We start from the raw sequence: 13,847 nt of genomic DNA on the forward strand, positions 1-13,847 counted from the left end.
TCATTATATGGATGCTTCGTCGAATGACCCGGGCCTGAATTTTTGTGACCGAGGTCATGCCGCGCAGTTTATTACTAAACAAACCATAATTCGAGCAAAATTTTAGTGGTACATCCTGTACAAATCCAGCAATGACGGGATATTGAAGGGAGTGGTGAAGAAGTAATCGGAATAACAGACTAACTATTCAGCAGGGGCAGGAGAAACTTCTTCCCCTGCCCCTATCACTAGCTGTGTTTGCGCCAGAAAAGTGCCACCAGTGCTGGCAGGATAATTATGGCCCCCAGCATGTTGACCACAAACATGAAGGTAAGCAAAATTCCCATATCCATCTGGAACTTAAGAGCAGAGAAGAACCAAGTACTCACCCCAATGGCCAAGGTCAGACCGGTGAAGATGACCGCACTGCCTCGCTCCATCAAGGCTTCGAAATAGGCCTGCTGCACTGCCATGCCATCGCGCAGTTTCACCGCCATGGTCGACAGGATATAGATGCCATAGTCCACCCCGATACCCACCCCGAGGGCAATAACCGGCAAAGTGCTTACCGTCAGGCCGATATCCAGCCAGGTCATCAGTGCCTGCGCCAATGTCGATACCACATACAGAGGCAGGATCACCGCAACCGTGGCTTTCAGCGAACGGAAGCTTATCAGACAGAGGATAAACACCGCGCCATAGACATACAGCATCATAGGCAATTGCGCTTCGGCGACCGCCTCGTTGGTCGCTGCCATCACCCCCACCGGGCCGGAGGCGAGTTTAAAGCTCAGCTTGTCGTCGTCCATTTCGGCGGCCAGCAGCTTCACCTTGCTCACCACTTGCTCTATGGTTTCCGCCTTGTGATCTTTAAGGAACAGATACACGGGCATCACAGAGCAATCGCCATTCAGCAAACCTGTGCTGGTAGGAATTTGTGACACCAGCTGCGCCAGGCTCGCCGGGCTTCTTGGTAATACCTGCCACTTGGGGCTGCCCTCATTGAAACCGGCATTCACCTGGCGTGCCACCGAGGCGATACTGGCGGTAAACTCAACCCCCGGTGTGTTGCGCGCCAACCATTCAAACCTGTCAATCTTCTCCAACGCCGAGTGATAGGTACAGGCCTCTGGATAGGCTTCCACTATCACGCTCATCACGTCTGTGGTGATAGAAAAATGATCGGTAATAAAGAAGGTGTCCTGGTTATAACGGGAGTCCTGATGCAGCGCCGGTGCTCCGCCCTGAAGATCGCCGATTTGCATCTTGCCCGCTTGCTGCAATCCGCCCAGATAAAGCAGCGCGGTGGCCGCCACTACCACCACAGCATATTTGGGCGTAGCAAAACAGGTGAGCTTTTGCCAAAAGGCCGCTGTCTTGGCCTCGGTGACCGCATTCGCTTTCGCGGCCTTTATCTGGAAGAAAGAGATCACCAAAGGCAAGAGTATCAGGTTGGTCAGGATGATCACTGCTACCCCAAGCGATGCGGAAATCGCCAACTCACGTATAATGCCGATATCGATTGCCAACAAGGTCATAAAACCTATGGTATCCGACAGCAAGGCGACCCCGCCCGGTACCAAGAGGCTACGAAACGCCGAAGCCGCGGCCACCTTGGTACTCTGACCATCGGCGACCCGCTTGCGGATGGCATTGATCATCTGTACCCCGTGGCTGACACCTATGGCAAATACCAAAAACGGCACCAGAATCGACATGGGATCCAAGCCAAAGCCCACCACGGTCAAGAGCCCAAGCTGCCAAACCACGGCTATCAAGCTGCACACCAAAGGCAGCAGGGTCAACACCATGGAGCGGGAGAAGAGATATACCATCAGGGCAGTGACCAAAATGGCTATCAGGAAAAACAGCAGCACTCCTTTGGCCCCGTCTGCCACATCACCGGCCATCTTGGCGAAGCCTATGATGTGAATCTTTATGCCATCTTTTTCAAACTGGCCTCTGAGTTGCTCTTCCAGTTGCGCGGCAAACGCCAAAGTATCCAATGGCTCGCCGGTTTGCGGATCAAAATCCATCAGTTGCGCTGTCACCATGGCGGCGCTGTAATCCTCTGCCACCAGACGGCCGACTATGCCGGCTTTTTCTATATTGCCTCTAACCCGTTCAAGCCCAGCTTCTGTGGTGCTGAAATCCGCCGGGATCACCGGCCCTCCGGCAAAGCCGTCTTCCACCACTTCGGTAAAACGTGTCGACGGCGAAAACAGGGATTTCACCTGAGAGCGCTCTACCCCGGGAATAAAGAACAGTTGATCATGCACATTCTTGAAGGTGTCGAAAAACGCCGGATTGAAAATATTACCGCTGCTGTCTTCTACCGCCACCATGATGGAGTTGGCGCCGCCAAACTGCTTCTGGTGTTTGAGGTAGGTCTGCATATAGGGATGATGCAGCGGAATGTTTTTGACAAATGCCGCATCCATTTTCAGCTGACTGGCCTGAAAGCCCAAAAATACCGTGGTCAGCGCAAACAGCAGTATCACTCCGATACGATTGCGAAAGAGAAAACTCTCAATCCCATTGACCAATCTGTCTAACATAATAATGGCCCTTTATTGTTGTTTTAGTTCGAAAAGCCCTTTGGTCCCGGCTATCCATAACCGGCCCTTGGGGTCAACAGCAACTGCCGTTAAGTTTTCCCCTCTGCGCTGGGTTACCAGCTCAGCGTGTAAGTTGTTATCCAGACGAATAACGGCGCCGCCATTGCCGACCAGCAACAGACCCCCTTTGACCGCCACCGCCGCATTGAGGGTCGATTCAAGCGGCATCTTTATTTCCTGCCACTGACTCATATCTTTCGGGGCGCTGAAGGCATGCCCTCGCAGACCGAAGACGTAGAGCTGGTTATCCCCTTCTATGGCATTGAACAAAGAGCCGTCATAAATAAAATCCTGGCGCTGCCACAAACGGCCGCCATCTTCAGAAATGGCTACCATCCCCAACTCCCCGACCATGAGTAAACGCTGATCTTCAAGGACGATGACCCGATTGAAATGGGGCAAAATTGAGTCGGATTCGGCCCGATAGGCCTCTTCATCCTGCTGTTTAAGATCCGCCAGATAATCGGCGTCATCTTGACTCAAGAGCTCGGGATGAAACTCTTTCAGCCAGCTTTGGCCGCCATCAGTGGTGCGCAGAAATAAACCATAGGCGCCAACGGCTATGCCGTTTTGCGAGTCGGCAAACCAAACATCCAGCAAGGGCCGGGCAAGCTCAGGCGAACTGAACTGTTGCTGCCAGGAGAGCCCGCCATCTTGGGTGACAAGAATGGTGGCATCATGGCCCACTGCCCAGCCATGGTTGGCATCGAGAAAAAATACCTTGGTTAACTGCGCCTGACTCGGTGTCGCCACCTGTTGCCACTGATTGGCATCGGCGCTGAGCCTTAAGATATGACCACGCTCACCGACCGCCACCATAGTGCTGCCGGCCTGAGCAATATCCAACATCAAAGAGTGAACCGCCAAAGGCTGCAGCTGACCGGTAAGAGCCCGGGTTGCAGATTGCGTTTCGGCGTGAAGGGGCGAAATCGCGCCCTGAAATGTGAGTATGCCAAGGCCCAGAGCCGCTGCTTGAAGCATGCGATACGACATTACAGACTTCCTTAGGGTTAAAAGGGGCGCACGCGCCCCTGGAATTTCCTACTGGGTGACCTAAGCCTCCCATTAGATAACGAAGGTTTAACGTATTCCCTCGCGGCGCAGCGCGGCCGGGGTGAAGTTGGCCTCGGATAACTTGGCATCGAAGTCATACATACGGCCTTCGTTATCCAAACCTATGGCGATATAACGACGAGACTGCAGATCGTAATACACCTCGAGAGTACTCCAATGAGTCGGCACCTCGTAATAGTTCAGACCATGGGCCATGGCAACCCGATACAGTTCGTCACGGTTGTCGTACAGATCGGCGATTGAGACCTGCCAGGAGTCCTCATCCAGATAGAAGACCCGAGTCTTGTAGATATGACGCATGCCCTCTTTCAAGCTGGCCTTGACCACCCAGACTCTGTGCTTTTCATAGCGAATATAATCGGGGTTTAGGTGACCGGGTTTGAGTAGCTCACTGTACTTGACCTTATCCGAATGCAGACGGTAGTCGTTGTAAGGAATGAAGATCTCTTTCTTGCCCAGCAACTCCCAGTTATAACGGGAAGGCGAGCCGTTGAACATATCGAAATCATCCGTGGTACGCAGACCATCAGAAACCGTGCCGGGCGTGTCAAAGGCCACGTTGGGCGCCTTTCTCACCCGGCGCTGCCCAGTGTTGTAGGTCCAGGCCTGGCGGGGTTCCTTCTCCTGATCCATGGTTTCTTTCACCAACAGCGCAGTACCGGCCAAACGCGCGGGCTGCGTCACCACCTGTTTGAATTCAAACAGAATGTTGTTCTTTTTCAGCTCTTCCAAGTTTGCTTCAGGGCGAGAGTATTCGAAACGTATCTCTTCGGCCATTTCCACCAAAGTGTAATCGCCGCTGGCGGTAGGCGCCGCCTGATTACGTTCGGTTTCGATATCAACACCGCGGAATCTGAGAATATGGTTCCAGATGGCTTCCAGTCCATTGGCAGGAATGGGGAAAGGAATACCTATAGACGCGCCATCGACACCATTGCCCTCTGAGACCAGAGTCGCTCTCGGCGCATTGGCCTTGGTGGCATCATAAATAAACTGCGGCACAGAAGCGGTACGCCGGGTCTGATAGATGTTCATTTTGAAACTATCAGGATAGGTTTCAAACATCTTCAGTTGTCCCGGCGTCAGGAACTCCTTGTATTGATCCTTATTGGCTGCGGTAACAGTCACCAGCGGCTTGTCATCCGGAAAGGGATCGGGGTGATGCATGCCTTTTTTATAACTGGCAGGAGGTGTGGTAATGCCGCCGTCCCAAGCCGGAATACTACCATCGGCATTGGGGCCCTTTTCAGCCCCGAGTGGTGTCAGGCTGGTACCCAGTTTGGCCACATCGGCCTCGGAAACCTTGGCTTCTACAGCTGTGGTGGCCCCCAAAGCCAGGATTACAGCAGCAGACAATATAGCTATCGTTCTCATTTTATTGTCCTTATCAGATCGAAAACTTAACGTTGAAAGACACATAATCGCGATCGGCCATCGCATTGGTTGTGCCTACCCCACCAAAGAAACTGTTATAGGAAAGATCGGCGCCCCAGCGGCTCTGGTAGTCAAAGCTGAGTCCCAGTGCCACAGACTTGCGACCTTCGGTAAACAGAAACATAGGATCCGGGGTGATACCATCAACGTCATGGGAGAAAATCACTCGAGGTGACATATTGATGCCGGAGAACACGTTGTTGAAATCGGCCTTGGCGACAATCCGGTAACCCCAGGCGAAATCTGTCGGGAACGGATTGGTTTCAGGACCATTATGCAACGCTTCAATGATGCCTGGCATATTCGGATTGCCGCCGCTGCGCCCTGTACCTGGACCATTGAGTCTGAGTTCATCGAAACCCGGCATATCATGGATCCATACCCCGCCGACTTCGGCGAGCATCACCAGGTTATCGGTACCCAGCGTCGGGCCAAACAAGTGGGTAAAGGTCATCTGCGCCTGAGTAGTATCGAGACGGATATAACCCTCGGCGTATTCACCCGGACCGACATCCTTGACATGGGAAGTGTACTGAGACAATCCATCAAGATCCGGCCTCAGTCCTGCGTTGGCCAGCTGTTGTGGCATAGCGGCAAACAAGAGTTCCACATCATCAATCTGCAGTGGCTCATCCTGGCGGTGCGCAATTTCACCGGCCACAGAGGTATCGCCTATCAAGGTATTAAAACTAAAGCCGTAAAGTTTGATATCTTCCGGATAAACCACCTGGGCCTTGGAGAAGCTATCCAGACTAAGCAGTAATTCGCGGTTGATATTGCCGGCGTTTTGCCCAAGCACCGCCATATCAGACAGCAGTGCGCCTGTGCTGAAGTCTGCCGTGGTACCACTGATCAGTGGACGGCGGCTATGGTAATTCATGTAATAAAAACCAAACTCGGTTTCCCCCAGCTCCGGGGCGTAGTAACCCAGCTTGATGCCGTACTGACCGGAATCGCTGGGAGCAGCTTCATCTTCCACCAATGTCACCTTGGTGGGATAAGCCAGCGCCATCTGCACCAACTGCTCCGTTGGAATGCTCTGCCCTGAGGCTATCATGTTGGACAGGCGGTTATATTCCTGGGTCAGGAAATCGAGATTGATATCCGGGTTGGCGTTGAAGCCGAGCTGGGCGTTTTGGTTGTAGCCACCGTAACCGACAAAGTCGTTGGTGCCGAAAATCGACCCGGGAGTCGGAACCCAGATAGGCTCCCAGTCATATTGATAGAAAGCTTCCAGCGACAGGTTTTCTGTCACCCCAAAAGAAGCCCACACCATACCTTGCGGCCTGAAGGCTTCTTTCAATTCGGCGCCCGGTGCGTTGAGTATGTTCAAATCAACCGGGTTAATTACCGCAATACCATGGGAAATAAGCGTACTTTCCCCCCATGAGACCACCTGATTACCCACACGGATAGTCAAGGGATTGGCGCCATCGTTAAAATCAAAGTTGGCATAGGCAAAAGCATCCAGCAGACGGATATCCTTACACTGCACTTCTTTGGCGCGCTTGTCGGCGCAAGGGTCGTAGCGGTTGCCGGTCAGAGGGTCATTAAAGTCGTAAATTCTGTCGTTCAATTTACGATCGTAAAAATACATTCCACGGGCGAAAATACCGAAATTCTCATACTTGAGCGACAGCTCGTGCAATCCCTTGAAAATTTCCGAGGTAGTATCACCCTTAGAATACAGCAGGTTACTCAAGTCATTGTTACTGGAATAGGAACCGGGTTGCGCCCAGATCTCGGCGGCCGTGTACTTGGTGTCGGTGAAAGCCGAATAGCCGCTCCAATCGAATCTTGGATGGTTGACTTTACCTATCTGACCATCCCAGTCGCGTCCTTCCACGCGCCAACTGGCGCCCAAGGTCCAGGTCGAATCAAAGGAGCCATCCACTTCGCCCCATTTGAACGATACCGCTTCGACACTGGGGATCATCCCTAAACTCAGTGCCGACGCCACCCCCAAAGCGAGCGCCGACTTGTTAAAACGGTTTATCACTGTTTTCATTTATCGCTTCTCCGTAACCTGCTGGATTAATTGTTATAGGAGTCTCAACCAACATCTTGTTAGCTCACAGGCAACACCATTGTTACAGCAATTAATGCTGATGAGCAAGGCAGAGACGGAGAAATTTATTGTGCAGATTTGGGGACTTAAGACGGATCCGTCATTCAGGAAAGGCGTGGAAATTTAAATTTTTATCGAGTGTGGAAAGGATATAGGAGGTTAACAAATATAACCCAATTGATTTCAATGGATTAACCTTTGTTACCTGGATACAAAACAGCCGACTGATTAAGTCGGCCGTTTTAAGTAATTACTCTAAATTTGTTTCAAGGAAATGAACTTTCCATCCCGGTCTAATCTGAGATGGAATTCACCATAAATACCATCGGCAGTCAGAAAAGGACGTAAGCGGCGGCCATTGATCCAGAGGATCTTGCCACCCTTTTCCCTGACCTCAACATTTTCAGCAATACCTTGATAGTAAGGTAAAAAGTCCTGATAACTCAGATTGAGGCGAAAGTAAAATTCCATCTTTGTACTCAGTCTTCCAGTGCGCGGCTGACCTTCTCATAAAGATCCCGTGACAACTCAGGCATAGCCAACAACTCCTGCAGGCAAGCCTTCATTTTGGCCTGGCGTCCGGCATCAAACTTGGCAAACTGGATCAGCGGAGTGATGATCCGTGCTGCCACTTGCGGGTTGAGGCTATTGAGCTGTTTGAGCATGGCGGTAAGGAAAGCATATCCCTTGCCGTCCCGGCGGTGGAATTGGCGCACATTGGCCGCGGCAAAACTCCCCACCAGAGAACGAACCCGGTTGGGATTATTCAGACTGAAGGCCGGATGTTGCAACAGGGTCTCGAGTCTGGCGATCACCTCATCATCTGTCGCCATCGCCTGCAGACTGAACCACTTGTCCATCACCAGAGGAGTCTTATTCCAGCGCTGCTCGAATTGCTGCATCAGGGCATTGCGGCAATCACAATCGGCATCGTTGGCGACAAGCAGCGCGCCCAGCGCATCTGTCATACCAGAGGCCGAGGCAAACTGCTGTTCAATCAAGGACTCATATTCATCAGAGACTTTGGCCAGCAGCCAAAGCAGAGTGTTTTTCAAACTGCGGGCGGCGGCGTCATCCAGCGACAGTAATTGACGATAACGGGCCAACAGCTCATCTTCACAGCCACTGGCGATGGCTTCAATCACAAAGTCGCGGGCCAGCAACAGGGCATCCAATTCCACCTTATCGGCCTGTTCAATCAAGGACGACACTGAAAGCAGCTTGAGAATTTCGGCCGCAAGGCCCTTATCCAAGGATTCGTCCAGCATCACACCTCTGAAGCCGTCGACAACCCGAGGATCCAGATGCATCCCCTGCCCCTGTTCAAGTAAGGTCACATTGGCCCACACGGCGCGGCTGAAGAGACTCATAGCCGCTTCCCAACGGGCCACTTCACTGCCGGCATGGCGCAGTAAGCAGAGCAGCTGCATTGTGCTGTAGTCATACTTGAGCTTCACCGGCGCCGAAAAGTCCTGCAACAGCGAAGGAATTGGACCGGCACTGATACCCTTGAACTCCAATGTCTGCTCGGCCTGAGTAAAATCAAACACTTGGTTGACCAAGGAGCTGCCATCATTGCCCAGCAGTTCCAGACTGAACGGAATATGCAATGGTGCCTTGGCCGCTTCTCCGGCGCGCACTGGAGTGAACTGTTTGAGGTGCAGGCGGTAAGTCTCTGTGCTTGCATCATACTCATCAGTCACTGCCACCTGAGGGGTGCCCGCCTGGCTATACCAGAGGCGGAACTGAGTCAGATCTTTACCTGAGGCATCTTCCATAGCAGCGACAAAGTCATCACAGGTAACCGCCTGGCCGTCGTGACGCTCGAAATAAAGCTTCATCCCCGCCTGGAAGGCCTGCTCACCCAGCAGGGTGTGCATCATGCGGATCACTTCGGCGCCCTTGTTGTAAACAGTGACTGTGTAGAAGTTATTCATCTCTATCACGCTTTCGGGGCGAATAGGATGCGACATCGGCCCCGAGTCCTCGGCGAACTGCTGATTCTTGATAACCTTAATGGCATGAATACGGTTGACGGCCCGGGAGCCGAGATCTGAGCTGAATTCCTGATCGCGAAATACGGTCAGCCCCTCTTTCAGGCTCAGCTGGAACCAGTCACGGCAAGTTACCCGGTTGCCGGTCCAGTTGTGAAAATATTCGTGACCAATAACGGACTCTATGCCGTGGAAGTCATCATCGGTCGCAGTGTCATTATCTGCCAACACATACTTGGTGTTGAAAACATTCAGGCCCTTGTTTTCCATGGCGCCCATGTTAAAGAAGTCTACTGCCACCACCATGTAGATATCGAGATCATACTCGAGGTCAAAGCGTGACTCGTCCCAGGCCATCGCCTTTTTCAATGAAGCCATGGCGTGTCCGGCCTTATGCTGGTTACCCTTGTCGACAAACACCTGCAGTTTAACCTCTCTGCCGGAGCGGGTGGTAAAACTGTCTTCCAACAGGTCAAAGTCACCGGCAACCAGCGCAAACAAGTACGCGGGTTTAGGGAAAGGGTCTTGCCAGACGGCGAAATGACGACCATCGGCCATCTCCCCTTTCTCCAGCAAGTTGCCGTTGGAAAGCAAGAAAGGAAACGCCTTGTCGGCTTCGATACGTACCTGGTATTTGGCCAGCACATCGGGACGGTCGAGAAAATAGGTGATGCGTCTGAAACCTTCCGCCTCACATTGAGTGCAATAGGCGCCATCAGACATGTACAGACCTTCCAATGCCGAGTTATCGGCCGGGCTGATACGAGTCACCAGAGTCAATTCAAATCCGTTGAGTTCAGTTTCAAGCAGCAGTTTACCCGGCTCGAGGCGATAGTCGGCCGGTTCACCGTTAACCAACAGCTGTTCCAATTCCAGCTCGTCACCGTCAAGCTGCAGAGGTTCATTGTGATTGCCGTTGCGCTTAACCTGGCTGACCGCAGTCACCCGGGTTTGCTTGGGTTCGAGCTGAAATGAGAGGGACAGTTCTGGGATCAAAAACGCCGGTGGACGATAATCAGCCAGGCGCTTGGCTTGCAGTTGGTCCGGGGAAAGGTTTTGTGCTTCAGACATAGGTCATCCTTAATTCGTTGGGCACTGGCAGTCGCTGAGTTCGTTGACTGATCTTGCCTCTGTGAGCGCTGGAAGCAAACAAAAAACGCGCAATCAGCGCGTTTTTATGTTTCCTGGATCCAGCATCAATTTGCGCTGTTTTTTGCCAATTTCTGATAGTCCACCATATCCAAAGTGATATAGACGGCTTCATCGAGGAAGGCATCCGGAGTCTCGATTTTTTTCTCATCTTCGGAGACATTTTCATCGTCATCCAGAGACTTCAAGGGCTCGAGACCATGGTCAACCCGACGTTCGTTGAGGCGGGCCAACTGTTTTTGATCGTCCTTATCCCGTTCGGCCAGACGCTCGCTTTCCACCAGAGAAACACTCTTCTCTTTATGGTGTTTCTTGAACTCGCCTATATCCTGCAGTATATAACCGAACTCAACGTCCTGCTGTATCCTACTCTGGTGGCGTTTCGCAAGATTGCTGACCATCTCTGCGCCAATTTCACCCAAAGGCTGGTACTTGGCGACAGGGACCTTATCCCATGGCAGAGCATTGTCTTCTTCCGCTTCACCGTATTCACCCGGCTCCAACGCACTGGGGAACGGGATATCCGGAGTCACCCCTTTCAACTGGGTGCTGCCACCATTGATACGGTAGAATTTGGCTATGGTGTACTGCACATGACCAACCGGCTTTTCATACAGGTCGTAGATACGGCCAAGGCTCTTGTGCTGCTGCACTGTGCCCTTACCGAATGTCGATTCACCAATAATCAAGGCGCGGCCATAATCCTGCAATGCAGCGGCAAAAATTTCCGAGGCCGAGGCCGAGTAACGGTCAACCATCACTGTGAGTGGGCCGTCGTAATAGCTCTTGCCGTCGTTGTCACGGTTTTCACTGATGCGACCATTGGCGTCACGAATTTGCACCACAGGTCCCTGGTCGATAAACAGCCCAGTGAGCAAGGTTGCTTCAGTCAAGGCGCCACCACCGTTACCGCGCAGGTCAACAATCACACCTTCAACCTTAGCTTCATTAAGGGTTTGTAACTCTTTGGCCACATCGCGGGATAAGTCCATATAGAAGCCAGGGATCTGAATAACACCGATTTTACGCTGGGCGTAAGGACCGGTATCCGGCTCAACTATCTTGGAAGTCGCCGCCCTGTCTTCGAGACGGATTTTGTCCCGCACCACAGTCACATTGATGGGTTTAGCATTGGAGCCGCCTTTTTTGGGCAGCACCTGCAGGGTTACTTTGCTACCTTTGGGGCCCTTGATGAGCTCAACCACATCATCCAGACGCCAGCCGATAACATCGACCATCTCCTTGCCTTCCTGACCCACACCGACAATTTTATCTTCCGGCGCCAACTTCTCACTCAGCGCTGCCGGGCCACCAGCCACCAGACTCTTGATAACCGTGTAGTCATCTTCCATCTGCAACACGGCACCTATCCCTTCCAGGCTCAGGTTCATCTCCATCTGGAAACGTTCGGCATTACGGGGAGACAGATAACTGGTGTGCGGCTCGACACTGCGGGCAAAGGCATTCATCAGCCCCTGGAACACGTCTTCGCTGTTGGTTTGCTTCAGGCGTTTGATGGCGTTGTTGTAGCGCTTACCCAGCATTTCAACAATCTCCGGCCACTCTTTACCGGTAAGCTTAAGGTTAAGGGCATCGTACTTGACCCGCTGACGCCACAGCTCATTGAGCTCTGCCTCGTCCTTGGGCCAGGCGGCATCTTTACGATCAAAGACATAAGCATCGCCTGCCTGATCAAAGTCCATCTCTTTATCGAGCAAACTCAAGGCATAGACAAAACGCTCATAACGGCGCTGCTGCACCAGATCGTACATCTTGTACGCAGGTTCCAGATCGCCGCTACGCACCATATCGTCAAACTGGTTGGCATAGACTTTAAAGCTGTCGATATCGCTCTGCAATAATACATTGCGGCGATAGTCAAGCTGTTCGAGGTAGCGCTTGAAGATCTGCTGAGAAAAAGCATCATCCAGATCGAATCTGTGATAATGGGAGCGACTGAACAGGCCGGTTATCCTTTTACTGGCAACCTTGTGTTGCGGCTCCTGTTGCAGATGGGGTAACTCGCTGACCGGGACTGCCGGTGAGATAGCCAGCGCCTGGGAACCCATAAAGACACTGGCGATCGATGCAGCAAGAATAAATTTTCGCATCAGCAAGTTACTCCTTTCTATTTGATGATTTTACAGCAGAATATGTTCCACACGGACCTTGACTGACAGGCCGGAATCCAGTTGAACGTGAACATCTTCTTTATTGATGTCGAGGATCACACCGGCTACCGGCGTCATACCCAATTTGACATTCACTCGCTGTGAAGGTTTCAGCTCTTCCAACACGGCTGGAACCAGTTCCACGGCTGGAGCAGCGGGCTTCGGCTTACGGGCCACTTTCTTGTCACTACGAGGACGCTCGTTGCGGGGCTTATCCCCCTGAGGACGTGGCTTGCGCGCAGGCCTGTTTTTCTTGGCTTCGCCTTCTTTGGCAGGCTCAGCCGCACGGCGGGCCTTGGCCTTTTCCTGGCTCTCTTTCAGCGTGGCCTTGGCATGTTCAATATGCTCCGGATCCAGCTCGCCGCAAGGGTTACCATCGAGATCCACTCGCTGTGCGCCTTCCTTGATGCACTTAAGATAACGCCAACTGTTGGTGTAGCGTCTCAGGGCGACCCTAAGTTGGGTCTTACTGACTTTGGAATCATCAGCCAACCTTTCAGCCAAATCCTGAAACAGTCCTATCTTCAGTGGTTTGGTTTCTCCTTCAGCGATAAAGCACAAAGGAAATGTTTCATACAAATACGCCAGAATAGCGTTGGTGTCGGTCAACTTTTCTGTTGATTCCATCATTACTTCCACAGTTAACAGGGGACGTCAGTGGTCAGTTAGGTCTGCTGTACTCACGGCGTCGTTCATCTTCGTTAACCCCTTGGGGGATAACGTACAAATTAGCATGCATTCAGCCATAGCCAAAGGCATGACACAAAACTTAACATTTCAGCCTGATACGACCAAGCACCACAAACGGTCATTTGGCCCTCAGAGCAGCCGCCTATTATAAGCTGCGTGCGCCTTATTGCGACCATCAATTGTGGCAGATTGTACGGGAATTAACCAAATAAGCACTTTTCCAGACTCTGCACCAGGCTCTCCAGTCCGGTTTGATCCTCTTTATCGAAACGCGACAGGCTGGGGCTGTCGATATCCAGTACGGCAATCAGCTCACCCTTTTGGTAAACAGGGATCACAATTTCCGAGTTACTGGCGGCATCACAAGCGATATGTCCGGCAAACTGATGTACATCCTCAACCAACTGAGTCTCGGCCTTGGCAGCCGCGGTGCCACAGACACCTTTACCCATTGGAATTCGGGTGCATGCCAGTTTGCCTTGAAACGGCCCAAGCACCAATTGCTCGCCTTTGAGCAGATAAAAGCCCACCCAATTGATGTCCTCAAGGTGTTCATTCAACAAAGCAGAGAAGTTGGCCATGGCACAAATCATATCGTCTTCACCGGCAAACAGTGCCTGTACCTGACGGTTGAGCGTATCGTAAAACTGAGCTTTCATCTGGGGTTCCG

General features: G+C 52.1%; 9 protein-coding genes. All 9 read right to left on the minus strand.

Going from position 1 to position 13,847, the window contains the following annotated elements:
- Positions 1-227: 227 nt before the first annotated feature.
- Positions 228-2,537, minus strand: a complete 2,310-nt coding sequence (locus SIL79_RS17295; RefSeq protein WP_215774289.1) for an efflux RND transporter permease subunit — start codon at positions 2,535-2,537, stop codon at positions 228-230.
- Positions 2,538-2,549: 12 nt separating this feature from the next.
- A complete protein-coding gene (locus SIL79_RS17300) occupies positions 2,550-3,590 on the minus strand; it encodes a WD40/YVTN/BNR-like repeat-containing protein (protein ID WP_215774288.1) in 1,041 nt (346 codons plus the stop codon).
- A gap of 87 nt (positions 3,591-3,677) precedes the next feature.
- The gene (locus SIL79_RS17305; RefSeq protein WP_101096406.1) at positions 3,678-5,045 is read right to left on the minus strand and encodes a DUF1329 domain-containing protein; all 1,368 of its coding nucleotides are present in this window, start codon (positions 5,043-5,045) and stop codon (positions 3,678-3,680) included.
- A 13-nt stretch (positions 5,046-5,058) separates the two neighbouring features.
- Positions 5,059-7,113 carry a DUF1302 domain-containing protein gene (locus tag SIL79_RS17310; protein ID WP_071476581.1) on the minus strand — a complete coding sequence of 685 codons (2,055 nt, stop codon included), beginning with the start codon at positions 7,111-7,113 and terminating at the stop codon, positions 5,059-5,061.
- A gap of 315 nt (positions 7,114-7,428) precedes the next feature.
- Positions 7,429-7,644, minus strand: a complete 216-nt coding sequence (locus tag SIL79_RS17315; protein ID WP_039033238.1) for a DUF2835 domain-containing protein — start codon at positions 7,642-7,644, stop codon at positions 7,429-7,431.
- 8 nt (positions 7,645-7,652) lie between these two features.
- Positions 7,653-10,238, minus strand: coding sequence for an aminopeptidase N (gene pepN / locus SIL79_RS17320; protein ID WP_162206563.1), 2,586 nt, complete (start codon positions 10,236-10,238; stop codon positions 7,653-7,655).
- A 125-nt stretch (positions 10,239-10,363) separates the two neighbouring features.
- Positions 10,364-12,427 carry a carboxy terminal-processing peptidase gene (prc, locus tag SIL79_RS17325; protein ID WP_039033240.1) on the minus strand — a complete coding sequence of 688 codons (2,064 nt, stop codon included), beginning with the start codon at positions 12,425-12,427 and terminating at the stop codon, positions 10,364-10,366.
- A gap of 30 nt (positions 12,428-12,457) precedes the next feature.
- Complete coding sequence (proQ, locus tag SIL79_RS17330) at positions 12,458-13,114, minus strand: RNA chaperone ProQ (RefSeq protein ID WP_039033241.1); 657 nt, start codon at positions 13,112-13,114, stop codon at positions 12,458-12,460.
- A 263-nt stretch (positions 13,115-13,377) separates the two neighbouring features.
- Positions 13,378-13,836 carry a GAF domain-containing protein gene (locus SIL79_RS17335; protein WP_039033242.1) on the minus strand — a complete coding sequence of 153 codons (459 nt, stop codon included), beginning with the start codon at positions 13,834-13,836 and terminating at the stop codon, positions 13,378-13,380.
- Positions 13,837-13,847: the final 11 nt, after the last annotated feature.

It is taken from the genome of Shewanella indica (genome assembly GCF_033842865.1).
In the GTDB taxonomy this organism is placed as follows: domain Bacteria; phylum Pseudomonadota; class Gammaproteobacteria; order Enterobacterales; family Shewanellaceae; genus Shewanella; species Shewanella indica.

Excerpts from the sequence above, each read along its gene's own strand:
- SIL79_RS17295 (WP_215774289.1), bottom strand. The coding sequence starts at position 2,537 with ATGTTAGACAGATTGGTCAATGGGATTGAGAGTTTTCTCTTTCGCAAT.
- SIL79_RS17300 (WP_215774288.1), bottom strand. The coding sequence starts at position 3,590 with ATGTCGTATCGCATGCTTCAAGCAGCGGCTCTGGGCCTTGGCATACTC.
- SIL79_RS17305 (WP_101096406.1), bottom strand. The coding sequence starts at position 5,045 with ATGAGAACGATAGCTATATTGTCTGCTGCTGTAATCCTGGCTTTGGGG.
- SIL79_RS17310 (WP_071476581.1), bottom strand. The coding sequence starts at position 7,113 with ATGAAAACAGTGATAAACCGTTTTAACAAGTCGGCGCTCGCTTTGGGG.
- SIL79_RS17315 (WP_039033238.1), bottom strand. The coding sequence starts at position 7,644 with ATGGAATTTTACTTTCGCCTCAATCTGAGTTATCAGGACTTTTTACCT.
- pepN (WP_162206563.1), bottom strand. The coding sequence starts at position 10,238 with ATGTCTGAAGCACAAAACCTTTCCCCGGACCAACTGCAAGCCAAGCGC.
- prc (WP_039033240.1), bottom strand. The coding sequence starts at position 12,427 with ATGCGAAAATTTATTCTTGCTGCATCGATCGCCAGTGTCTTTATGGGT.
- proQ (WP_039033241.1), bottom strand. The coding sequence starts at position 13,114 with ATGGAATCAACAGAAAAGTTGACCGACACCAACGCTATTCTGGCGTAT.
- SIL79_RS17335 (WP_039033242.1), bottom strand. The coding sequence starts at position 13,836 with ATGAAAGCTCAGTTTTACGATACGCTCAACCGTCAGGTACAGGCACTG.